General features: G+C 71.2%; 20 protein-coding genes. 8 read left to right on the forward strand and 12 right to left on the reverse strand.

Annotation, left to right across the window (positions count from 1 at the left end):
* Window position 1: 1 nt before the first annotated feature.
* Both ACIP94_RS01445 and ybaK read left to right on the forward strand, forming a co-directional pair.
* On the forward strand, window positions 2-742 hold the full coding sequence (locus tag ACIP94_RS01445) for an LON peptidase substrate-binding domain-containing protein (RefSeq protein ID WP_402417955.1): 741 nt from the start codon (window positions 2-4) through the stop codon (window positions 740-742).
* A 26-nt stretch (window positions 743-768) separates the two neighbouring features.
* Window positions 769-1,269: a Cys-tRNA(Pro) deacylase gene (ybaK, locus tag ACIP94_RS01450; protein WP_402417957.1), complete on the forward strand. Its 501-nt coding sequence runs from the start codon at window positions 769-771 to the stop codon at window positions 1,267-1,269.
* 214 nt (window positions 1,270-1,483) lie between these two features.
* Here the strand turns inward: ybaK and ACIP94_RS01455 are convergent, their stop codons facing one another.
* From ACIP94_RS01455 to ACIP94_RS01470, 4 genes are all read right to left on the reverse strand, one after another.
* Window positions 1,484-2,173: an AAA family ATPase gene (locus ACIP94_RS01455; RefSeq protein ID WP_402417959.1), complete on the reverse strand. Its 690-nt coding sequence runs from the start codon at window positions 2,171-2,173 to the stop codon at window positions 1,484-1,486.
* A 34-nt stretch (window positions 2,174-2,207) separates the two neighbouring features.
* Window positions 2,208-3,026, reverse strand: a complete 819-nt coding sequence (locus ACIP94_RS01460) for an ABC transporter permease (RefSeq protein ID WP_402417961.1) — start codon at window positions 3,024-3,026, stop codon at window positions 2,208-2,210.
* A 91-nt stretch (window positions 3,027-3,117) separates the two neighbouring features.
* Window positions 3,118-4,089 (reverse strand): ABC transporter ATP-binding protein, encoded by a 972-nt coding sequence (locus tag ACIP94_RS01465; protein ID WP_402420289.1) that lies wholly within the window; start codon window positions 4,087-4,089, stop codon window positions 3,118-3,120.
* A 111-nt stretch (window positions 4,090-4,200) separates the two neighbouring features.
* Window positions 4,201-5,415, reverse strand: a complete 1,215-nt coding sequence (locus tag ACIP94_RS01470) for an NYN domain-containing protein (RefSeq protein ID WP_402417963.1) — start codon at window positions 5,413-5,415, stop codon at window positions 4,201-4,203.
* Window positions 5,416-5,640: 225 nt separating this feature from the next.
* Between ACIP94_RS01470 and ACIP94_RS01475 the strand changes: the two genes are divergently transcribed.
* Window positions 5,641-5,823 carry a hypothetical protein gene (locus tag ACIP94_RS01475; protein WP_402417965.1) on the forward strand — a complete coding sequence of 61 codons (183 nt, stop codon included), beginning with the start codon at window positions 5,641-5,643 and terminating at the stop codon, window positions 5,821-5,823.
* Window positions 5,824-5,934: 111 nt separating this feature from the next.
* On the opposite strand, the gene dnaE is transcribed toward ACIP94_RS01475, so the two are convergent.
* On the reverse strand, window positions 5,935-9,474 hold the full coding sequence (gene dnaE, locus ACIP94_RS01480) for a DNA polymerase III subunit alpha (RefSeq protein WP_402417967.1): 3,540 nt from the start codon (window positions 9,472-9,474) through the stop codon (window positions 5,935-5,937).
* A 320-nt stretch (window positions 9,475-9,794) separates the two neighbouring features.
* Between dnaE and ACIP94_RS01485 the strand changes: the two genes are divergently transcribed.
* From ACIP94_RS01485 to ACIP94_RS01500, 4 genes are all read left to right on the forward strand, one after another.
* Window positions 9,795-11,120, forward strand: coding sequence for a DUF2252 domain-containing protein (locus tag ACIP94_RS01485; RefSeq protein ID WP_402417969.1), 1,326 nt, complete (start codon window positions 9,795-9,797; stop codon window positions 11,118-11,120).
* Window positions 11,121-11,187: 67 nt separating this feature from the next.
* Window positions 11,188-11,874 (forward strand): hypothetical protein, encoded by a 687-nt coding sequence (locus tag ACIP94_RS01490; RefSeq protein ID WP_402417971.1) that lies wholly within the window; start codon window positions 11,188-11,190, stop codon window positions 11,872-11,874.
* A gap of 72 nt (window positions 11,875-11,946) precedes the next feature.
* Window positions 11,947-12,756 carry a thioredoxin domain-containing protein gene (locus ACIP94_RS01495; RefSeq protein ID WP_402417972.1) on the forward strand — a complete coding sequence of 270 codons (810 nt, stop codon included), beginning with the start codon at window positions 11,947-11,949 and terminating at the stop codon, window positions 12,754-12,756.
* Window positions 12,757-12,848: 92 nt separating this feature from the next.
* Window positions 12,849-14,510, forward strand: coding sequence for an alkaline phosphatase D family protein (locus ACIP94_RS01500; RefSeq protein ID WP_402417974.1), 1,662 nt, complete (start codon window positions 12,849-12,851; stop codon window positions 14,508-14,510).
* A gap of 18 nt (window positions 14,511-14,528) precedes the next feature.
* Here ACIP94_RS01500 and ACIP94_RS01505 read toward each other — a convergent pair whose 3' ends face one another.
* Window positions 14,529-15,098, reverse strand: a complete 570-nt coding sequence (locus ACIP94_RS01505; RefSeq protein WP_402417976.1) for a dienelactone hydrolase family protein — start codon at window positions 15,096-15,098, stop codon at window positions 14,529-14,531.
* A gap of 104 nt (window positions 15,099-15,202) precedes the next feature.
* Here ACIP94_RS01505 and ACIP94_RS01510 point away from each other — a divergent pair, with 104 nt between their 5' ends.
* Window positions 15,203-16,411 (forward strand): mechanosensitive ion channel family protein, encoded by a 1,209-nt coding sequence (locus ACIP94_RS01510; RefSeq protein WP_402417977.1) that lies wholly within the window; start codon window positions 15,203-15,205, stop codon window positions 16,409-16,411.
* Window positions 16,412-16,423: 12 nt separating this feature from the next.
* Here ACIP94_RS01510 and ACIP94_RS01515 read toward each other — a convergent pair whose 3' ends face one another.
* The 6 genes from ACIP94_RS01515 to ACIP94_RS01540 form a co-directional block, all read right to left on the reverse strand.
* Complete coding sequence (locus ACIP94_RS01515) at window positions 16,424-17,164, reverse strand: SDR family NAD(P)-dependent oxidoreductase (protein ID WP_402417979.1); 741 nt, start codon at window positions 17,162-17,164, stop codon at window positions 16,424-16,426.
* A gap of 119 nt (window positions 17,165-17,283) precedes the next feature.
* Window positions 17,284-18,870, reverse strand: a complete 1,587-nt coding sequence (locus ACIP94_RS01520) for a Na+/H+ antiporter (protein WP_402420292.1) — start codon at window positions 18,868-18,870, stop codon at window positions 17,284-17,286.
* A gap of 86 nt (window positions 18,871-18,956) precedes the next feature.
* Window positions 18,957-19,424, reverse strand: a complete 468-nt coding sequence (locus ACIP94_RS01525; RefSeq protein WP_402417980.1) for a GNAT family N-acetyltransferase — start codon at window positions 19,422-19,424, stop codon at window positions 18,957-18,959.
* Entirely contained in the window at window positions 19,421-20,365 is a 945-nt protein-coding gene (locus ACIP94_RS01530) for an RluA family pseudouridine synthase (RefSeq protein ID WP_402417981.1), read from the reverse strand. The genes ACIP94_RS01525 and ACIP94_RS01530 overlap by 4 nt, the downstream gene beginning before the upstream one ends.
* Before the next feature lie 53 nt (window positions 20,366-20,418).
* A complete protein-coding gene (gene lspA / locus ACIP94_RS01535) occupies window positions 20,419-21,096 on the reverse strand; it encodes a signal peptidase II (RefSeq protein WP_402417982.1) in 678 nt (225 codons plus the stop codon).
* 80 nt (window positions 21,097-21,176) lie between these two features.
* The gene (locus tag ACIP94_RS01540) at window positions 21,177-23,075 is read right to left on the reverse strand and encodes a TraR/DksA C4-type zinc finger protein (protein WP_402417984.1); all 1,899 of its coding nucleotides are present in this window, start codon (window positions 23,073-23,075) and stop codon (window positions 21,177-21,179) included.
* Window positions 23,076-23,306: the final 231 nt, after the last annotated feature.

The following is a 23,306-nucleotide window of genomic DNA, read 5'->3' on the forward strand; positions in this document are numbered from 1 at the left end:
CGTGACCACCGTCCGGCTCCCGCTCTTCCCACTGAACTCGGTACTGTTCCCGGGGCTCGTGCTCCCGCTGAACGTCTTCGAGGAGCGCTATCGCGCCCTCATGCGCGATCTGCTGAAGACCCCCGAGGACGAACCGCGGCGCTTCGCCGTCGTCGCCATCCGCGACGGCCACGAGGTGGCGGCGAGCGCCCCGGGCATGCCCGATCCCACGGCCCTGCCCGAGCGCGGGCCCACGGCGGGCTTCGGCTCCGACCCGGCCAAGGCGTTCCACGGGGTGGGCTGCGTCGCGGACGCGGCGACGATCCGGGAGCGGGCCGACGGCACGTTCGAGGTGCTCGCTACGGGCACGACACGCGTTCGTCTGCTCTCGGTGGACACGTCGGGCCCCTATCTGACAGCCGAGCTGGAGGAGCTGCCGGAGGAGCCGGGAGACGAGGCCGGCGCCCTCGCCGAGGGCGTGCTGCGGGCGTTCCGCCAGTACCAGAAGCGGCTCGCGGGCGCGCGGGAGAGATCCCTGTCCACGGGCGCGGACCTGCCGGACGAACCGGCGGTGGTGTCCTACCTGGTGGCGGCCGCGGTGATGTTGGACACGCCGACGAAACAGCGGCTGCTCCAGGCCCCGGACACCGCCTCTCGCCTGCGGGACGAGCTGAAACTCCTTCGCGCGGAGACCGCGATCATCCGTAACCTGCCGTCCTTGCCGGCGTCGGACCTGACGCAGGCTCCGACGAGTCTGAACTGACAGACGACTTTCGAGGAACGGCCCGGATGGCGAAGAAGGCGAAGAAGCAGCAGCCGGGGGGAACCCCGGCGACGGTGGCGCTGACGGCCGCCGGAGTGGACTTCACGGTCCACTCCTACGACCATGACCCGTCCCACCCCTCCTACGGCGAGGAGGCCGCCGAGGCGATGGGGGTCTCCCCCGACCGGGTCTTCAAGACGCTGGTGGCCGACGTGGACGGCGCCCTGGTGGTCGGGGTGGTCCCGGTGGCGGGCACGCTGGACCTGAAGGCGCTGGCGACGGCGGTGGGCGGCAAGCGGGCGGCGATGGCGGACCCTGCCCTGGCGGAGCGCACGACCGGATACGTGCGCGGCGGCATCTCCCCGCTGGGCCAGCGCAAGAAGCTGCGCACGGTCCTGGACGCGTCGGCGTCGTCCCACACCACGATCTGCGTGTCGGCGGGCCGCAGGGGACTGGAGGTGGAGGTGTCCCCTCAGGACCTGGCGGCCCTCACCGACGCGACGCTCGCCCCCATCGGCCGGGCCTGACCGCTCGACTAACGGCCCGTCCTCGGCTAGTACGGAAATATGTCGAAGAGGACACGCAAGCGCAAATGGCGCACGAAGAAGGGCCACTCGAATCACGGCCACCGTCCGGCGTGACCACGCCCCGACCCGGCGCCGGGCAGCCTCACGGGGCTGATCCGGCGCCCCACCAGGGGTGACCACCCGCGCGCGGGGCGCCTGCCCCCGTGTGCGCGGCCTACGCCACCGGCGGCGCGGCCGGTTCGTACGGCGTCGCGTAGGGGTCCGGGTCCCGGGGACCGAACAGCGCCGTGAGGCCGAGGTGCACCACCAGGGCCGCCACCGACCAGGCCAGCAGCGCCCCCTTCGCGCCCAGCTTCAGCGGCGCGGAGAACGTCACGCCCTTGCCCACGGCCTTGGCGTGCGCGAGCACGTCCTGCGGGGGCCCGAGCCAGACGCCCACCCGCCAGGCGAGCAGGGAGCCGAGCAGCCCGCCGAGGGCTAGCGCCGCGACCAGCGGCACCCCGCCCCGCTTGCGCAGCAGGAAGGCGACCAGCGCACTGATCACCCCGAACCCGAGCGCGAGCAGCGTGAACGTGCCGTCCACCCCGATGGCCTGCTCCCCCTCGGTGTCCTTCAGATAGACGACCCAGGCGTTGTCGACCACGTCCCCCACCAGCGGCACATGCGGCGAGAGCCACGACCACAGCACCCCGAGCAGCGCCCCGGCGAGCGCGACGGCCACCGTGATCACGGCGGCCTCCCGCAGTTCGGTCTTCATACCGGGTCCGTCCGCGCCGTACAGGGCCGTGGCACCGTGCGGAGCGGGGCCCGCCCCGGGAGGGGCGAAGACGGCTTGCCACCCGTCGTGCGCAGAGTGCGGGGGCTGTTCATGTGGCGGCGGAGGCGGAGTCAACGGAGCGGTCACCTTCACATCCTGCCAGTCGGGTCTGTCAACCGCGTCACCGGACGGCCGCCCGGCGGTACGCCCAGGTCGCCAGGGCCAGCGAGGCCACTCCGACCGCGGCGCACACGGCCAGGTCGCCGAGGACGAACGGCCAGTCCGGGTGTCCCCCGAAGGTCCGCGCAAACGCCTCGACCCCGTAGGTGGACGGCAGCAGATCCCGTACGGCCTGGACGGCCTCCGGCATCCGATGGGCCGGCAGCACCCCGAGCAGCAGCGCGGCAGACATACCCAGCTGTCCGAGCAGGGTGGCCAGTTCGGGACGCGGCGCGAGCAGCCCGAGCGCGGCGCCGAGACCGGACAGCGCGGCCCCGGAAAGCGGGATCACCGCCGCGAGCACCCACAGATGGGCGAACGGCAGCCCGAACAGCACGCATCCGAAGACCGCGGTCACCACGGTCCCGGGCACGGTGAAGGACGCGTAGGCGCCGGCCGCTCCCAGGACCACCGCGGCGGCCGGGACCGGCAGCGTCGCATAGTGGTCGAGCCCGCCGCTCCCGCGCAGCTGCCCGAAGTACTGCGCCAGCAGATTCAGACCGACGTAGGCGACCACCAGCACGGACGCCCCGGCGACCACGGAGCGGGCGTCGCCCCCGCCGTCCACGACCCCACGCATCATGATCATGATGCCGATGGACTGGAAGGTCGCCACGAACAGCAGCGGAATCCGCGCGACCCGGGCCCGGGAGAGCTGCGCCCGGTACACGGCGGCGAGCGACGGCCACAGGCGTGCCCGCGGCCCCAGGGCGGCCTCGCCCCGGACGCCGTCCTCCGCCGCCCGGGCGCCGGGCAGAATCCCGGCGGGTACGACACTCACGTCGTGCTGCTCCTCTTCGTTCGTGCCGCCGCCCCGTCCCCCGCGGACACGGCACCCCTTGCGCTCCATACGGACCCGGCGCACCGGGCGCTCATGCCTTCACCAGACCGTGGGTGCTGCCGCCGAGCGCCAGATAGACATCCTCCAGGCTGGGCGTCGCCAGGGTGAAGTCGTCGAGGGCGGCGAAGGCGGCACCCCCGGTGACCGTGGCGACGGCCGCGCGTGCCTCCTCCGGGGCCATGCGCAGCGACCAGCGTCGTCCGGACTCCACCGCGCGGGCGCGCAGCGCCGCGACCTCCGGGACCTCCAGTGGCGCCCGCTCGCGCCACACGAGTTCGACCCGCACCTCGCCCGCGACCCGCTCCTTGAGCCCGGCCGGGGTGTCACAGGCGATGACCCGCCCCCGGTCGAGGACGGCGACCCGGTCCAGGACGGTCTCGGCCTCGATGACGTTGTGGGTGACCAGCAGCACCGTCGTGCCGCGCTCGGCCCGCCGCCGGTCCACGGCCGCCCATACGGCGCGCCGTGCCACGGGGTCCATCCCGGTGGTCGGCTCGTCGAGGACGAGCAGCGGCCGCTCCCCCATCAGGGCGGCGGCGAAGCAGGCGAGCCGGCGCTGACCGCCGGAGAGCTTCCTCAGCGGCCGCCCGGCGATCGGGGTGAGCCCGAGTTCGTCGAGCACCGCGTCCCGCTCCGCACGGGCCTGGCGCAGTTCGAGGCCCCGCAGCCGCCCCGTCGTCTCGGCGGCGAGGGAGACGGTCAGCTCGTCGAGGGCGGTGGATTCCTGGCCGAGGTAGGCGAGGATGCGCGCGGCCCGCTCGGGGTGGCGCACGATGTCATGGCCGAGGATCTCGACGCTGCCGCGGTCGGGGCGCATCAGTCCGGTCAGCTGGCGTACGAGGGTGGACTTGCCGGCGCCGTTCGGCCCGAGCAGCCCGAAGACCTCCCCGCGCCGGACGTCCAGCCGTACGCCGTCGGTGGCCCGCACCTCGGGCGTCCCGGGCGCGCCGCGCCGGCCTCGTACCGCCGGATAGGTCTTGCTCAGTCCGCGCACGGCGCACACCACATCGCCGTCCTGCCGTGGTGCCTGTGCGGTGCGCGTGTTCACAAAGGACGAGGGTAAGGGGTGGCGGCCGCCGGGCGGCCCTCGGGGCCCGCCCGAGCCGTCGGCGCGCTACTGGCCGCCGGACGCGTGTTCCGTCGAGGTGCGCTGGTCGATCTCCCGCCAGAACCCTGCCCGGATCGCGTACCGGTCCTGCTCGTCGATCTGGTCGTCCTTGTGGGCGAGGAGGCCGAAGCGCGCCGCGTAGCGCAGCAGTTCCCCGTCGATGCGGTGCGGCACCCGCGGATACATGCCGGAGAGCCTGTCCAGATGGGAGGCGTCGGCGAGGCGTTCGATCCAGCGCCGGGCGAACACCTGCCCCACCTCGTAGGGATCGCCGCCGACCGTGGTGATGTCCTCCTCCCGGTCGGCCCACCGCTGCTCCGCGGTTGTCAGCTGCGCCAGCGTGGGCAGGGAGGCTGCCTCCGCCGACTCGGCCGCGACCGGCCGGTCAACCCACCCCTTGTCGGAGGACCAGCGCAGCGTCGCCCCGGCGGCCTGCTGCGCGGTCTGCGGCCCAGGTGCGCGCAGCGCGGCCAGGTCCTTCGGCGTCGGGACCCCCTTGGGCACCGGCACACGCTCCTGGGTGCCGTTCCGCGACGCGGTCGCCACGACATGCTCCGGCTCCGGGGCGGGGCGGTCCGTCGTGGCCGTCAGCGCCGACTCGGGCAGGGGCGCGGACAGGATCGCCGCGATCTCCGGACGGGGGGCCGGCGGGGGCGCGCACACCCCGCCCTGCTCCTTGGCGCGTACGGCCTGGGTGATCCAGGCTCGGTCGAGCACCCGCCGCTCGTCGGCCTCGGCGACCAGGTCCTCGGACTGGTTGTAGTCCCCGTCCGCGGCCTGCACGGCCCACAGGTGTACGGCGACCCCGTGCTCCTTGGCGGCCATCATGCCCGGCAGCAGGTCCCCGTCGCCGGTGACGAGCACCACGTCCGAGCAGGCGCGGTTGCGGGCCAGCTCGGTCAGCTCGGCGTGCATCGCGGCGTCGACGCCCTTCTGCGCCCAGCGCCCGTCGCTGCGGGTCAATGCACCCAGCCGCACGGTCACCCGGGGCATCACGCGCAGCCTGCGGTGTTCGGGCTGCGGGACCCGGTCGGGGGCGCCGTCGAACCAGTAGATGCGCAGCAGGGGCCGTTGCGTGTCGGACTCGGCGCGCTCGCGCAGCCCCTGGATGAGGGCGGCGTGGTCGACGGTGATCCGGGACCGCGAGGGCTCCCCGGCGAGCAGGCTCGCGGCAGCCCCGAGCAGGTACCCGGCGTCCACCAGGACGATGCAGCGGTCCACGCGATCCACCCTCTTTCCGGGAGGTTTGCTTCGGGCTTCCTTCGAGTCTGCCCGACCACGGGGAGGTTAACGGCCCGAACTCGATCTTCGGCGTGGCGGATCGGGATGCCTCCGCGCGAACAGGCGTTGTCACACACGGTAATTATCCGACATGCGGCTGTTGTCAGCCTATGTGAATCTGGTCCCGACTCTGGCCCTCAGATCCCCCACAGGAGGCAGATCACCATGGCCAAGAACAAGAACCGCAAGCAGGCCGGCCCGCAGAACCGCTCCGCCAAGGCCGAGCAGGCCCAGGAGCACGGGCAGAGGTCCTCCGCCACGGAGACCCACGAGTCCCCGATAGCGCAGGTCCAGGGCAGCCCCGCGGACGTTGCCCGTAAGAAGCAGAAGAGCTTCGGCCACAACTGAAGCCCGCATCAGGGAACCTGAAGCCCCGCGTGGCCAGGGGAGCCCGGATATGCACCGAGGGGCGCACCCTTTGATGGGTGCGCCCCTCGCGTACGCCGTCGCCGCGAGCGGTCAGCCCGCGAGGCAGGAGGGTCCGAGCAGGACCTTCAGATCACCGTAGAGCGCGGGGTCCGGCTTGACGCGGTGGCGGTCCAGCCTGAGGACGGTCGTCTTGCGCGGTCCCTGGAGCTTGATCCGCACCTCGCTGTCGCCCTTGTGCTGGCTGAGGATCTCACCGAGGCGGCTCACCATCGGCGGGGTGACCTTCACCGCGGGGATGGTGAGCACCACGGGCGCGTTGGTGCCCGCGTTCGACAGGTCCGGGACCATGATCTCCATCGCGACCAGCCGGGGTACGTCCTCGCGCTTGTCGAGGCGGCCCTTGACGAACACCACGGCGTCCTCGACGAGTTGGGTCGACACCAGCTGATAGGTCGCCGGGAAGAACATGCACTCGATGGAGCCGGCGAGGTCCTCGACCGTGGCGATCGCCCACGCGTTGCCCTGCTTGGTCATCTTGCGCTGAAGGCCCGAGATGATGCCGCCGATGGTGACGACCGCGCCGTCCGCGTGCTCGCCTCCGGTGAGTTGGGCGATGCCCGCGTCGGCCTTGTCGGACAGCACGTGCTCCAGGCCGAAGAGCGGGTGGTCGGAGACGTAGAGACCGAGCATCTCCCGTTCCTGGGCGAGCAGATAGGTCTTGTCCCACTCCTCGTCGGTGAAGGTGACGTCCAGGCCGAAGCCGGGCTCGCTGCTCTGCTCCTCCCCCATGCCGCCGAAGAGGTCGAACTGGCCCTCGGCCTCCTTGCGCTTGATTGCGACCACGTTGTCGATCATCGGCTCGTACTGCGCGGTGAGGCCCTTGCGGGTGTGCCCCATCGTGTCGAAGGCGCCCGCCTTGATCAGCGATTCCGTGGTGCGCTTGTTGCAGACCACCGCGTCGACCTTGTCGAGGTAGTCCGGGAAGGACGTGTACTTCCCCTTGGCCTTGCGGCACTTGATGATCGACTCGACGACGTTCGTACCGACGTTGCGCACGGCGGAGAGGCCGAAGAGGATCACGTCGTCGCCCTGGGCGGCGAAGTTCGCCTCCGACTCGTTGACGTTCGGCGGGAGCACCCGGATGCCCATGCGGCGGCACTCGTTCAGATAGACGGCCGACTTGTCCTTGTCGTCCTTGACCGAGGTGAGCAGCGCGGCCATGTACTCGGCGGGGTGGTTCGCCTTCAGATAGGCGGTCCAGTACGAGACCAGGCCGTACGCCGCGGAGTGGGCCTTGTTGAACGCATAGCCTGCGAACGGGACCAGCACGTCCCACAGGGCCTGGATGGCCTCGTCGCTGTAGCCGTTCTTGCGGGCGCCGGCCTGGAAGATGGTGAAGTTCTTCGCCAGCTCCTCGGGCTTCTTCTTGCCCATCACACGGCGGAGGATGTCGGCCTCGCCGAGCGAGTACCCCGCGATGATCTGGGCGGCCTTCTGCACCTGCTCCTGGTAGACGATCAGGCCGTAGGTGACGTCGAGGACCTCCTTGAGCGGTGCCTCCAGCTCCGGGTGGATCGGCGTGATCTCCTGCTGGCCGTTCTTGCGCAGCGCGTAGTTCGTGTGGGAGTTCATGCCCATCGGGCCCGGGCGGTACAGGGCCGACACGGCGGAGATGTCTTCGAAGTTGTCGGGCTTCATCAGGCGCAGCAGGGAGCGCATGGGGCCGCCGTCGAACTGGAAGACGCCGAGGGTGTCGCCGCGCTGGAGCAGTTCGAAGGTCGTGGGGTCGTCCAGCGGGAGGCCCAGCAGGTCGATGTCGATGCCCTTGTTGGACTTCACCATCTTGACGGCGTCGTCCATGATCGTCAGGTTGCGCAGGCCGAGGAAGTCCATCTTCAGCAGGCCGAGCGACTCACAGCTCGGGTAGTCCCACTGGGTGATGGTCACGCCGTCGGTGTGCCGGACCCAGACGGGCACGTGCTCGGTGATGGTCTCGCTGGACATGATCACGCCGGCCGCGTGCACACCCATCTGGCGCACCAGTCCCTCGACGCCCTTGGCGGTGTCGATGACCTTCTTCACGTCCGGCTCGTTCTCGTACATCCCGCGCACCTCGCCCGCCTCCGAGTAGCGCGGGTGGTTCGGGTCGGTGATGCCGGACAGCGGGATGCCCTTGCCGAGGACGTCGGCGGGCATGGCCTTGGTGATGCGGTCGCCCATCGCGTACGGGTAGCCCAGCACGCGCGCGGAGTCCTTGATCGCGTTCTTGGCCTTGATGGTGCCGTAGGTGCCGATCATGGCGACCTTGTCCGCGCCGTACTTCTCCGTCACGTATCTGATCACCTCGACGCGACGGCGCTCGTCGAAGTCGATGTCGACATCGGGCATGGAGATGCGCTCGGGGTTGAGGAACCGCTCGAAGATCAGGCCGTGCGGGATGGGGTCGAGGTCGGTGATGCCCATGGCGTAGGCGACGATCGAGCCCGCCGCGGAGCCTCGGCCGGGGCCGACCGCGATGCCGTTGTTCTTGGCCCACATGATGAAGTCTGCGACCACGAGGAAGTAGCCCGGGAACCCCATCTGGATGATGACGTCCATCTCGTACTCGGCCTGCTTCTGGCGGTCCTCGGGGATGCCGCCCGGGAAGCGGCGCTCCATGCCGCGGCGGACCTCCTCCTGGAACCAGGTGACCTCGGTGTAGCCCTCGGGGATGTCGAACTTGGGCATGAGGTCGCGCTTCTCGAACATGCCGGTGGTGTCCACCATCTCGGCGACGAGGAGCGTGTTGGCGCAGCCCTCCTGCCAGGCGTCCGAGGAGTCGATGGCGTACATCTCGTCCGTGGACTTCAGGTAGTAGCCGGTGCCGTCGAACTTGAAGCGGTCGGGGTCGGAGAGGTTCTTGCCGGTCTGGATGCACAGCAGGGCGTCGTGGGCGCCCGCCTCGTGCGCGTAGGTGTAGTGCGAGTCATTGGTGACCAGCGGCGGGATGCCGAGCTTCCTGCCGATCTCCAGCAGTCCGTCGCGGACCCGGCGCTCGATCTCGATGCCGTGGTCCATCAGCTCCAGGAAGTACTTGTCCTTGCCGAAGATGTCCTGGTAGTCGGCGGCGGCCTTCAGGGCCTCCTCGAAGTGGCCGAGGCGCAGCCGGGTCTGCACCTCGCCGGAGGGGCAGCCGGTGGAGGCCACGATCCCCTCGGACCACTGCGCGATGGTCTCCTTGTCCATACGGGGCCACTTCTGGAGCCAGCCCTCGGCGTACGCGTCCGAGGAGAGGCGGAAGAGGTTGTGCAGGCCGGTCCTGTTCACGGCCCACATCGTCTTGTGGGTGTAACCACCCGAACCGGAGATGTCGTCCCGCTTCTGGTGCGGCTGGCCCCAGAGGATCTTGCGCTTGTTCCGCCGGGACTCGGGGGCGACATACGCCTCGATACCGATGATCGGGGTGACTCCGGCCTTCTTCGCGCTGTGGAAGAAGTCGTACGCCCCGTGGAGGTTGCCGTGGTCGGACATGGCGATGTGGGTCATGCCCATCTCGTTGCACGCGTTGAACATGTCCTTCAGCCGCGCGGCACCGTCCAGCAGCGAGTACTGGGTGTGGACGTGCAGGTGCGTGAACGGCGGCTTTGACACGGCTTCGGCCTCCAATTGAGGGGCGGTGGTCGGTGGCGGGCGCCCCATGTGGACAGGTGCCCGACCGGCTGCGGACAGTCTGGGGGGACAGCGTCGAAGTCTATGCCTCGGGACTGACACCCGGCGGGCTTCCCCACGTACCTTCATCCGGAGGGATACGGAGCGCGCGTCCGTCCCTTCGCGCGATGGACACGGACGCTGCCGTCCGTGCCTCCGTGCGGGGGACACGGGCACTTTCCGCGTACCGTCGTCCGTTGGAAGGGAACGGGCGATCCGGTCCCCACACGTCACGCACCACCTGCACCTGGAGGCACCCCGCGATGTCGGTTCCGCAGCTCAGCGCCGAGCAACGCGGCGAGGAGATCCTCGCCGTCTTCGACACCGCCTTCGGCGAGCTGCTCGCCGCCGACCCGGCCGCGTTCCGCGTGAAGTTCCGCAAGATGGCGGCCTCCGCCTTCGCGTTCTACCGGGGCACGGCGTGCCTCTTCTACCACGACCTGGACGCCGACAGGCGCGGCGGCCCCTACCTGGACGACCGCACCTCGCGCGTGTGGATCCACGGCGATCTGCACGCCGAGAACTTCGGCACCTACATGGACTCCACGGGCCGCCTGATCTTCAACGTGAACGACTTCGACGAGGCGTACGTCGGCCCCTTCACCTGGGACCTGAAGCGCTTCGCCGCCTCCGTGGCGCTGATCGGGTACGCGAAGGCGCTCGGCGACGACCAGATCACCGAGCTGGTCAGGGTCTACGCGGCGGCCTACCGCGAGCGCGTCCACGCCCTGGCGACCGGCGCCAAGAGCGACGAGGTCCCGCCCTTCACCCTGGACACCGCCCAGGGCCCGCTGCTGGACGCGCTGCGTGACGCCCGCTCGCTGACCCGCTTCGGGCTGCTGGACTCGATGACCGAGATCCGCGACTTCGAGCGCCGCTTCGCGCCCGGCGGCGGCTCCATCGAGCTGGACGCGGCCACGCGCTACAAGGTGCTCGCGGCCTTCGACGGCTATCTGGAGACCCTCCCGGAGTCGTCCCTGGCCCGCCCGGACTCCTACCGCGTGAAGGACGTGGTGGGCCGCCGCGGCATCGGCATCGGCTCCGCGGGCCTGCCGTCGTACAACATCCTTCTCGAGGGCAACAGCGACGCCCTGGAGAACGACGTGGTGATCTACATCAAGCAGGCCCAGACCCCGGCCGTCTCCCGCCACATCACCGACCCCGCGATCCGCGGCTACTTCCAGCACGAGGGCCACCGCACGGTGATCTCCCAGCGCGCCCTCCAGGCGCACGCCGACCCCTGGCTGGGCTGGACGGAGCTGGACGGCCAGGGCCAGCTGGTCGCCGAGGTGTCGCCGTACGCCGTGGACCTGGACTGGAGCGACATCGACGACCCGGAGGAGATCGCCGCGGTCGTCGCCGACCTCGGCCGCGCCACGGCCGCGATGCACGCGGCGGCGGACGACCAGTCCGGCGAGTCGCTCGTGCCCTTCTCGACGGAGCGGGCCATCGACGCGGCGATCGCCGCCGACGAGGCCGGATTCTCCGAGCTGCTGGTGGACTTCGCGCACACCTACGGGACACGCGCGCGTACCGACCACCAGATTTTCGTGGACCTGTTCCGCAACGGCCGGATTCCAGGTCTGTGACGGAAGGACCGGCACAGTAAACCTTTAGTGCTCCCTTACGGGAGCACATGACACACTCTCCTCTGCTATGGACATATCCGGGACCCACCTCAGAGCCGTACGCGCGGCGCTGTTCACGGCACTGGTCGTGACGCTCGGCACCGCGTCGCACGTGCTGCTGTCCGAGGTCCCGCTGCCGATGGGGACGGTGGCCGTCATAGCCGCCGCCGTCTTCGTCGTCGCGTACGCGCTGGCGGGCCGTGAGCGCGGCTTCGGGCAGATCGCGGCCCTGCTGGTGCCGCTGGAGCTGACCGCGGACACGGTGTTCACCACCGGCCAGCACGCCTGCTACGGCAGGGCGGGCGGCCCGGTCACCGGCCCGCTGCGCTCGGTCGGCCTGGATGTGCTGTGCAGCGGCGGCCCCCTGGGCACCCCCCTGAGCCCGGCCGGCGGCACCGGTACCGACCGGATCGCCGCGCTCCTCGCCCATGCCGACCCCGCGACCGCCTGGCTGCTGCTCGCCGCCCATGTGAGCGTGGGCATGCTGGCCGCCGCCTGGCTGCGCCGCGGCGAGCGGGCGCTGGGCCAGCTGCTGCGCGCGGTGGCCGCGACCACGTTCCGACCACTGCTGTTCGCGGTCGCCGCGGTGACGGTACGGATCGCCCCGGTCTCTCGGGCGCCGCGCCCGGCGCCCCGGATCACCGCGCTGCGTACCCGTCTCTTCGTGCACTCCCTGGGACGGCGTGGACCGCCGTGCTCGGTCGCTCTGATCTGAGCGGCATCCCGAGCACGACCACCCCTCACCCGTATCCGGCGCACGAGCGTGCGCGTCCCACAGGAGAACACCATGAGCAAGCGGAACAGCCAGTCGGCGAAAACGGCGGCCCGTGAGCGGCTGCGTATCGAGCGCGAGCGGCAGGCCAAGCGCGACAAGGCGAAGCGGCAGATCATCGTGGCCGCTTCGGTCGTCGCCGTGCTGGCGGCGGCGGGCGGCATAGGCTACGCCGTCGTGCAGAACAACAAGCCCAGCCACTGGGAGGCCGCGAAGAGCGCCAAGGTCGTCGCCCCGGCCAACACGACGGGCACGAACGGCACCACGGTCGTCATCGGCAAGGACAGCGCCCCGAAGACCCTCAAGGTCTACGAGGACCCGCGCTGCCCCGTGTGCGCCGAGTTCGAGCAGACCGTCGGCTCGACCGTGAAGCAGGACATCGACAGCGGCAAGTTCAAGTTCCAGTACGTCGGCGCCACGTTCATCGACAGCCATGACAACGGCGAGGGCTCGAAGAACGCGCTGAGCGCCCTGGGCGCCGCGCTGAACGTCAGCCCCGAGGCGTTCCTGGAGTACAAGTCGGCGCTGTACTCGGCGAAGTGGCACCCGGACGAGACGACCGACAAGTTCAAGGACGACAGCTACCTGATCAAGGTCGCCGACACGGTCCCCGCGCTGAAGAACAACACGAAGTTCCAGGACGCGGTCAAGAAGGGCACCTACGACGCCTGGGCGATGGCCATGTCGAAGACCTTCGACAAGAACAAGGACGGGGTGACCGGCACCCCGGGCTTCGTCATGGACGGCAAGCAGCTCAACGGCGGCACCCCGCTCCTGACGGTGGCCGACTTCAACAGGGTGGTGGACGCGGCCCTCAAGGGCTGACGCCGAGGAGGAATCCTGCCCCCACATGAAGAGCGGGCGAACTTTCGGAGTTCGCCCGCTCTTGCGCATACCGATCAGTAACCTGATCGGCCGTGACCAGTCGATTCAGAGCATCCGAGAGCTCCGGCTCCTTCTCCCCGCGCCGCCGTACGGTCGTCAAGGCCGCCGCCGCGACGGCCGTGATCGGTGTCCCGCTCGCCGCCGCCCTCCCGGCCCGGGCCGCCTCCGACGCCCCCGCCTTCCTGCACGGCGTGGCCTCCGGCGACCCGCTGCCCGACGGCATCCTGCTGTGGACCCGGGTGACCCCCACCGCGGAGGCGATACCCGGCTCCGGGCTCGGCCCGGACACCCGGGTGGAGTGGGTCGTCGCCCAGGACAAGGCGCTCACGAACATCGTCGCCAAGGGGTCCGTCACCGCGACCGCCGCTTCCGACCACACCGTCAAGGCGGACGTGCGCGGGCTCCAGCCGGCCACCGACTACTGGTTCCGCTTCTCGGCCGGCGGCACCGACTCACCGGTCGCCCGCACCCGCACGGCCCCGGCCGCCGACGCCGCCGTTCCGGGACTGCGCTTCGGCGTGGTGACCTGCGCCAACTGGGAGGCGGGCTACTTCTCCGCCTACCGTCACCTCGCGGCCCGCAACGACCTCGACGCCTGGCTGCACCTGGGCGACTACATCTACGAGTACAAGAGCGGCGAGTACGGCACCCGCGGCACGGTGGTCCGCCCGCACTCCCCGGCGAACGAGATCATCACACTCGCCGACTACCGCATCCGGCACGCCAGGTACAAGACCGACCCCGATCTTCAGGCCCTGCACCACAAGGCGCCCGTCATCGCGATCTGGGACGACCACGAGTTCGCCGACAACGCCTGGTCGGGCGGCGCGGTCAACCACACCGAGGGCGCCGAGGGCACCTGGACGGCCCGCAAGGCGGCCGCGAAGCAGGCGTACTTCGAGTGGATGCCGGTGCGCCCCGCGATCGAGGGCACCACCTACCGCCGGCTGCGCTTCGGCAAGCTCGCCGACCTCTCCCTGCTGGACCTGCGCTCCTTCCGCTCCCAGCAGGTGTCCGGCACCAGCGGCTCGGTCGACGATCCGAACCGTACGATCACGGGCCGCGCCCAACTCGACTGGCTCAAGGCGGGCCTGAAGGCGTCCGACACCACCTGGCGGCTGGTCGGCAACTCGGTGATGATCGCGCCGTTCGTCGTCGGCTCCCTCACCGCGGACCTCTTCAAGCCGCTCGCCAAGCTCCTGGGGCTGCCGCAGGACGGTATCTCCGTCAACACCGACCAGTGGGACGGCTACACGGACGACCGCCGTGAGCTGCTGGCCCATCTGCGGGACAACGCGATCAGGAACACGGTCTTCCTGACCGGCGACATCCACATGTCGTGGGCCAACGACGTGCCGATCGACGCCGGCACCTACCCGCTGTCCGCGTCGGCCGGCACCGAGTTCGTGATCACGTCGGTGACCTCCGACAACCTCGACGACATCGTCAAGGCTCCCGAGGGCACCGTCTCGGCGCTGGCCTCGCCCCTCATCCGCGCGGCCAACCGGCATGTCCACTGGGTGGACACCGACCGCCACGGCTACGGCGTGCTCGACATCACCGCCGAGCGCGCGCAGATGGACTACTACGTCCTGTCCGACCGCACCAACGCGAACGCCACCTCCTCCTGGGAGCGCTCGTACCGCACGCGCAGCGGCACCCAGAAGGTCGAGCGGACGTACGACCCGGTGTAGTCCCCGGGGGCCGGACGCCTACAGGCTGTCGAGGAAGCCGAGCGCCACCCGCCAGGTGGCCTCGGCCGCCTCCTCGTCGTAGTCCGGCAGCCCCGGGTCGGTGTAGAGGTGGCCGGCGCCCGCGTACCGGTAGATCTCGACGTCCGCGCCCGCTCTGCCCATCTGCAGATACCAGGAGCTCAGCCAGTCGTCCGTCTCGAACGGGTCCGGCTCGGCGACATGCAGCTGGACCGGCAGCCCGTCCACCGAGGCGCTCGGCGCGAGGTCCGACGTGCCGTGCAGCAGCAGAAGCCCGCGCGCATTGCTGTCGCCGAGCGCCAGGGTCTGCGCGATGGACGCGCCCAGCGAGAACCCCGCGTACACCACGCCCCGCTCCGAGTACGGCGCCGCGGCCAGGACAGCCCGCTTGAGCAGCTCCTCCTTGCCGATCTCGTCCTTGAGGGCCATGCCCTCCTCGACCGTCTCGAAGGTGCGGCCCTCGAACAGGTCGGGGGTCCACACCTCGTGCCCGGCGGCCCGGAGCCGGTCGGCGGCGGCCCTGACCGCGGGCCGCGGTCCGTACGTCGAGTGGAAGAGGATGATGTTCATGAGCCCATGGTGCCAGCAGGGACGGACAACGCTGTGAACAGCGGGTTCTCAGGGAGACACGGGACACAGGTTCATGACGCCGTCAGCCGGTTAGGCGCGAAGGCATGGAGAACGTACTGCGCCCGGTGATCGTCGTCGGTGCCTCGGTCGTGCTCACGGTGCTTGTCGGGTGGGCCACGGACCTCCTGCTGCGCAAGGCGAACGCCGGGCATCCCGAGACACCGCTGTGGCAACTGCTCCGCCGCGCCAGCATCCCCTACCAGCTCGTCCTGTGCGCGGCCCTGCTGAGAGGCTCCTACGACCAGGCGAAGCTCCTGGAGGCCCATCGGGTGGCCGTCGGGCGCACTCTGACGCTCATCCTCATCGGCTCCGCCGCCTGGCTGGTGATCAGGATCGCGGGCGCCGTGGTCGAGACGTCGTACTCCCGCTACGCCCGCCTCCACCACGACCCGGCCCGGGTCCGGCGCGTGCGCACCCAGGTGTCGCTGATCATGCGGGTGGTGGCGGCGGTCGTCGGGGTGGTGGCGGCCAGCGCCATGCTGCTGACGTTCCCGGCGATGCGAACGGCCGGCGCCTCGCTGCTGGCCTCGGCCGGCATCCTCGGCATCGTCGCCGGTGTCGCCGCGCAGTCCACACTGGCGAACCTCTTCGCGGGGCTCCAGATAGCGTTCGGAGACATGGTCCGGATCGGCGACACGGTCGTGGTGAACGGCGAGTGGGGCACCGTCGAGGAGATCACCCTGACGTTTCTGACGGTACGGACCTGGGACGAGCGCCGGATCACCATGCCGGTGTCGTACTTCACCTCGAAGCCGTTCGAGAACTGGTCCCGTGGCGGCGCGCAGATGACCGGGATCGTCTACTTCCATGTCGACCACTCCGCGCCCGTGAAGGCGATGCGCGACAAGCTCCGCGACGTCCTGCGCGAGTGCCCGGCCTGGGACGGACGCGCCTACGGACTCCAGGTCACCGACACCACGCCCAACACCATGCAGGTGCGGGCGCTGATGACCGCGAAGGACTCGGACGACATCTGGACGGTGCGGGTCGAGGTCCGCGAGCGGATGATCGGCTGGCTGAACGAGGAGCATCCCTACGCGCTGCCCCGGGTCAACACCGCGAGCGCGGTGCCCCCGCCGAGCCGGGACGACCACGCCTGGGCCGAGAACACGGCCCGAGGGGCGCACGAGTCCCCCGGGGACATGCCGCGCGGGGCGCACGAGCCGCACGCGGACCCGGCGCGCGGGGCGCACGAGCCGCCCGACGGCCGGTTCCGCAAGGCCTACGAGTCCTCACGGAGCGGCCGGCGCTGAGTCGCGGGCCCGTCAGTGCCCCCGCTCGGCGCCGCCGTTGACCTGGATCACCTGCGCGGTGATGTGCCGGGCGCCCGGGGACGCCAGCCAGTGCAGGGTCTGGGCGATGTCCCCGGGCGTTCCGGCGCGCCCGGTCGATGTCTCCGCGACGAGCCGGTCGCGCCGCTCGGGGTCCATCGTGCCACCGAAGAAACCGGTGTCCTCGACATAGCCGGGCGCGACCACGTTCACCGTGATGCCGCGCCGCCCGAGCTGCCGGGCCAGATCGAAGGCGTAGGGGTGCAGCGCGGCCTTGGACGCGGCGTACGCCCCGCTGCCTGAGCCCCGGTAGGCGGCGATGGAGCTGAGGAACAGCACGCGCCCGCCGGGCGAGGCGAGCCGGTCCCTGAGCGCCTCCGTGAGCAGGGCGGCGGTGAGCACGTTGAGCCGGAAGTTGACGGTCCAGGTGTGCGCGACCGCCGCGAGCGGGTCGTGGGCCTCCGCCTCGGGCTCCAGATGCCCGGCGCCGCCCGCGCTGTTGACGAGGACGTCCACGGTGCCGAACCGGTCCGCCACATGGCGGGCGACTCCGCGCACGGCGTGCGGATCGCTCAGATCGGCCGCGTAGGTGAGCGCCCCGGGCACCTCTGCCCTCTGAAGCACCTCCGCCCTCCGGCCGACGAGCAGCACCCGGTCCCCGTCGGCGGCGAAGGCCCGCGCCGCCGCGAGCCCGATGCCCGTGCCGCCTCCGCTGATCACCACGTTGCGTGCCATGATCCGATCGTACAAAGCCGGGGAGCGGACGGGCGGTTGCCGGCCGCCGGGCTTTCGCCGGGTCGCCGTGAGCGGTGCCGGGGCGGTCGCCGTGCCGGGGCCGGGCGGATGCGGCGGTGTCAGCGCAGGCTGCGCACATCCAGATGGCGCAGCACCCGGTCGACGACCTCGGGGTCCGCACCCGGTTCGCTGCGGGCGGCGAGCACCTCGTGCCGCGCCGCGCTCAGCATCTCCCCCTGGAGCCTGCGCAGCCTCTTCAGGCGCTGGGCACGCTGGAGGTGCGCCTCCCGTCGTTCCTCGTCCCCCAGATCCGGGCTGATGCGCGCACCGATGTCGAAGGCCCTCCGCAGCAGCTGCTCGGACAGCTCCTCCGGCAGTTCCTCGACCTCCTCGATCTCCTTCAGCCGTCGCTTCGCCGCCTTGGCCGCACGGATCGCCAGCCTCCGTTCGAACTCCTTCTCGCTGACCGTGTCGGCGCGTACGCCCAGCCTCCTCACCAGCCACGGCAGCGTCAGGCCCTGGAGCACCAGGGTCGCCATGATCACCCCGAAGGCGATGAAGACGATCTCGTCCCGGTCGGGGAAGGGCGAACCGTCGTCCATGGTCAGCGGGACGGCCAGGGCCAGCGCCACGGAGGCCACGCCCCGCATCCCGGACCACCACATCACGATGGTCTCCCGCCACGACGTGGGGATCTCCTCGTCGTAGTCCCGCCGGGCGTGCAGCCGCTTGGTGAGCCAGGTCGCGGGCAGCAGCCACAGAAGCCGTACGAGCACCACGACGGCCACGATCGCGGCGGCCCAGCCGAGCATCTGGCTCCACCGCCCGGCCGCGGTCCGGATCGCATGGTGCAGCTCGAGCCCGATCAGCCCGAACGCGACCCCGGTGACCAGGGTGTCCACCACGTCCCAGAACGTGTGCCCGGCCAGGCGCATCAGCACATCGTCCGGGTCTCTGGCGTACTCCGCCAGGAACAGCGCGGTGACGAGCACGGCCAGCACACCGGAGCCGTGCAGTTCCTCGGCCAGCACATAGGACGCATACGGGACCAGCAGCGTCAGGCCCACTTGCAGGGTGGCGTCCTCGAGCAGGCCGATCAGCTTGTTGGCGACCCAGCCGAGGGCCAGGCCGACGAGCAGCGCGACGACCGCGGAGAGCGCCAGTTCCAGCAGGGCCCGCGGCAGCGAGAAGGTCCCGGTGACGGCGGCCGCGATCGCGACGTGGTAGAGCACGATCGCCGTGACGTCGTTGAACAGGCCCTCGCCCTCCAGGATCGACACCAGCCGGCGGGGCAGTCCGAGCCGGCCCGCGACGGCGGTCGCCGCGACCGGGTCGGGCGGCGCGACCACCGCGCCGAGCGCCACCGCGGCCGCGACCGGCAGACCCGGCACGACGGTGTGCGCGACGGCGGCCACGCACACGGTGGTGACGAACACCAGCGCCACGGCCAGCAGGAAGATCGGCCGTTTGTTGGCCGCGAACTGCCGCCAGGAGGTCCGGCGCACCGCCGCGTACAGCAGCGGCGGCAGCAGGGCGGGCAGGATCAGCTGCGGCGGGATGTTCACATTGGGCACGAAGTCGGGCAGCGAGAGCGCGATCCCGAGCAGGGTCATCAGCACCGGGGCGGGCAGCCCCAACCGGTCGCCGACCGGGACGCTCATCACGGCCCCGAGCAGCAGCAGGAGCAACAGGGCCAACTGATCCACGGTCAGCGCTCCGGGAGGTTCGACGTTCACACGGCGGGGGTCCAGCCTGCCATCTCACCCCTGTCGGCTGCCCCCGGCGCCCCAGGTCACACAGGGCGTCGCATCGCCCGGTGGGGTATCCCGGCGTCGGGGAACTCCGGGCCGTACGCCGTGTAGCCGAGCCGTTCGTAGAAGCCCAGGGCGTGGGTCTGCGCGTGCAGGTCCACCGCGGCCAGCCCCCGCACGCGTGCCGCGTCCTCGATCGCCCGCACCAGCGCGGCGCCGACGCCCAGACCGCGTGCCTCCTTGGTGACCGCGAGCCGCCCCAGGGAGCCCACGGACGCATCGCCGCCGTTCTTCGCCGCGGCCGCCTCCCCGTACAGCAGCCGGCCCGTGCCGAGCGGCACCCCGTCCTGCCGTATCGCGAGCACATGGACGGCTTCGGCGTCGTAGGCGTCGTACTCGATGTCCTCGGGGACGCCCTGCTCGCGCACGAAGACCTCCTTGCGGACCGCGAAGCACGCCTCGCGGTCGGCTGGGTCCCCGGCGAGGCGCACCTCGAACGCCGCCGTCATGCCCAGCTCTCCTCACGCACCTTGTCCAGCGCCTTCTGCAGGTCGGCGGGGTAGGGGCTCTCGAACTCCACCCACCGTCCGTCCGCCGGGTGCTCGAAGCCGAGACGCACCGCGTGCAGCCACTGCCGGGTCAGGCCGAGCCGTTTGGCGATCGTGGGGTCCGCGCCGTACGTCAGGTCGCCGACGCACGGGTGGCGGTGGGCGGCCATGTGGACGCGGATCTGGTGGGTGCGCCCGGTCTCCAGCTTGACGTCGAGCAGGGAGGCCGAGCGGAAGGCCTCGATCAGGTCGTAGTGCGTGACGGAGGGCTTGCCCTCGGCCGTGACCGCCCACTTGTAGTCGTGGTTCGGGTGGCGGCCGATGGGCGCGTCGATGGTGCCGCTGGTCGGGTCGGGGTGGCCCTGGACGAGCGTGTGGTAGCGCTTGTCGACCGTGCGCTCCTTGAACTGGCGCTTGAGCGACGTGTACGCGCGCTCCGACTTGGCCACCACCATCAGACCGGAGGTACCCACGTCGAGGCGGTGCACGATGCCCTGGCGCTCGGAGGCGCCGGAGGTCGAGATGCGGTACCCGGCGGCGGCGAGACCGCCGATCACGGTGGGGCCCGACCAGCCGGGCGAGGGGTGTGCGGCCACGCCGATCGGCTTGACGATCACGACCACGTCCTCGTCGTCGTGCACGATCTCCATGCCCTCGACCGGCTCGGCGACCACCTGCACCGGCGCGGGCGCCTGCGGCATCTCCACCTCGAGCCAGGCACCGCCGCGGACCCGCTCCGACTTGCCGACCACGGTGCCGTCGACCTGCACCTTGCCCGCCGCGGCCAGCTCCGCGGCCTTCGTACGGGAGAAGCCGAACATGCGGGAGATGGCGGCGTCGACGCGCTCGCCCTCCAGGCCGTCGGGTACGGGCAGGGTACGGATCTCGGAAAGGGTGCTCACCTCGTCGAGTATGCCGGACGGGTCCGACAACGCCGTACCAAAGTCCCCGGTGGTCAGTCCTTGTGGACCGTTCCGTCGGGGTCCAGGCCGCGGAAGGACAGCAGCACGATCAGGACGCCGCCGCAGACGATCGCCGAGTCGGCCAGGTTGAAGACGGCGAAGCCCTTGGGCGCGATGAAGTCGACCACCGCGCCCTTGAAGACGCCCGGAGAGCGGAAGATCCGGTCGGTCAGATTGCCGAGGGCGCCGCCGAGCAGCAGGCCGAGCGCGATCGCCCAGGGCAGGCTGTAGAGCCTGCGGGCGAGACGGGCGATCACCACGATCACGGCGGCGGCGATCACCGTGAAGATCACGGTGAAGGCCTGGCCGAAGCCGAAGGCGGCGCCCGCGTTGCGGATCGCCTCCAGGCGCAGCCAGTCCCCGATGATCCGGACCGGCACGTGGTGCTCCAGCTTCGCGACCACGATCAGCTTGCTGACCAGGTCGAGGACATAGGCGATGGCGGCGACCGCGAACAGGACCGCCATCCGGCGCCTGCCCTTCGGGGCCTCGGCGGCGTCGGCTCCCGGCGTCCGCGCGCCGGCACCCTGCGCCGGGGCTCCTTCGGGCGTGCCCGCCGGGTCCGGGGCGGATCGCTCGCCGGACAGCGCCCGTGCGCCGGACTGCTCGGGCCCGGCCCCCGCCGCGTCTGGGATATCCGGCGTACCGATGATGCGCTCCGCCTCTGCCACGTGAATCCCTCAACCTAGGTGCCTGACTGAGGACGAGACTACGGCACGGCCCGGCGGGACCCGGTGTTCAGGAAGCACGATTACCGGCGTTCCTGTTTCTGCTTGCACTCCACGCACAGGGTGGCGCGGGGAAATGCCTGCATACGGGCCTTGCCGATGGGATTGCCGCAGTTCTCGCACAGGCCGTAGGTGCCGGAGTCGAGGCGGTCCAGCGCACGCTCGGTCTGTTCGAGCATCTCGCGTGCGTTGGCGGCGAGCGCCATCTCGTGCTCGCGCGTGATGTTCTTGGTGCCGGTGTCGGCCTGGTCGTCGCCGGCGCCGTCCCCGGAGTCGCGCATCAGGCCGACCAGCGCCTGCTCGGACGCGTCGATCTCGCCGCTCAGGCGCGCCGCGTCGCTCTCCAGCTCCGCGCGTGCCTCGGCGACCTCCTCGGGGGTCCACGGGGCCTCGCCGGAGCGCACCGCCAGTTCGCCGGGCTCCGCCGCGGCGATCCGTGCCTTGGGGACCGCCGTGGGGGTCGTCGCCGCCGTGGCCGTGCCAGGAGTCTTCTTCGCAACCACCGTCGTGGCTCCCGTCTGCTCCGCGGCCTTGCCAGCGCCCGCCTTCTTGGCCGTGCTCTTCTTGGCCGCACTCTGTGTGGGGGTGCTCTTCGCGGCGCCGCCCTTCACGGCGGCGCCCTTGCCGGCGGCGGCCTTGGCCGCCACCCTCCCGGTGGCGGCCTTCCGGACCACCGCCTTCTCGGTGGCGGCCTCCCGGAGCACCGCCTTCTCGGTGGCGGCGCCGGTCGCCGCCCTCTCGGCGACGGTCCTGCCCGCCGCCTTCCTGGTGACCGTGCCGGTCGCCGACGCCCTCTTTCCGGCTGCGGCCTTCCGCGCCGCCGATCGCTCGGGACCGCCTTTCTCCGTGGCCGCCCGGGTGGGGGAGACCGTCTTCGCCGCAGCCTTCCCGGCGACGGGTTTCCGGGCGGCCGTCCCCTTGGGAGGAGCGGCCTTCCCGGCCGCCTTGAAGGAAGGCGCTTTCCCGGACCCGGCCTTCTCCCTCGCGGACACGGCCTTCCCGGCGCGTGACCGCGGGGCACCGGCCGTCTTGGCGGGCGGCTTCTTGACTTCCTTGTCAGCCTCCTTTTTGGCCGCCTTCTTCGCAGCCGCCTTCTTCGCAGCAGGCTCCGTAGCAACCGTCTTTCCTGCCGCGGTCTTGCCCGCCACTGCCTTGCCAGGCCCCGTCTTCCCGGCAGCCGTCTTCTTGCCGCCCTCCGTCCCGGCAGCCGTCTTCTTGCCGCCCTCCGTCCCGGCGGCCGTCTTCTTGCCGGCTGCTTTCTCGGCGGCCGTCTTCTCGAGCGCCGTTCCCCCGGCGGCCGTCTTCTTGACGCCCGTTTCCCCGGCGTCGGTCTTGACCGCGGCCGTTTTCCCAGCCGCCTTCCTGACCGCCGCCTTCCCCGCGGCCGACTTCCTGCCGACGGCCCCCTCGACCACCGCATTCCCCGCGGCCGTCTCCTCCGGTCGCCCCTCGGAGGCGACCCCCTCGGAGGCGACCGCCCCCTCAGCGGCCTTCCCCCTGGTGTTCTTCCTCCTGGAGGCGGTTCCCCGAGGCGCCGTCGTGGCGCCCGGCTTGGTCGTGCCCGTCCTCATGGCAGCGGTCTTCCCGGCGGCAGACCCGTGGACGAGAGCCTTCGCCGTGTCCGGCGTCCCGGCGGTGCCCGCCGCCGGGGCACTCTCCGCGCCGCCCTCCGCCTCCGTGCGAGCCGATACTCCGGCGGCCGTCGCGCTCCCGGCGGTCCCCGGGGTCGCGGCCGTCCTTGTGCGCCCGGCTCCGGCGGCAGCGGTACGCAGCGCCTTCACCGGCCTGGCCGTACGCCTCGCCGAGGCGCTGCGGGCGTTCTTCGTGCCGTTCACATCCCTGGCCGCCACACCGCCGGGGGCAGCCGCAGCCGTGGATCCGCCGAATGCCGACTGCTGTACAGCGGTCTTTTTCGCCACCATGGCCGCGGCCCCTTCACATATTGTGATCTCGCGCGCGAATCGTGCTGGGACGATAAATCGACTTCTGGCCCGCGGCAACAGGGCACGCCAGCGATTCGCCCGCCACGCGCGTGCCGCGTGACGAGCCTGCATCCGTTGTGCCCCGCTCTCCACCCGGTAATCCGCCGGGACCGGTACCCCGGGATCCGGATTCCCGCGCCTCGCCATTCGGGTCATCCGGCACCCCCGGCA

Origin of the sequence: Streptomyces sp. NPDC093261, from assembly GCF_044753645.1 — a bacterium.
Classification (GTDB): domain Bacteria; phylum Actinomycetota; class Actinomycetes; order Streptomycetales; family Streptomycetaceae; genus Streptomyces.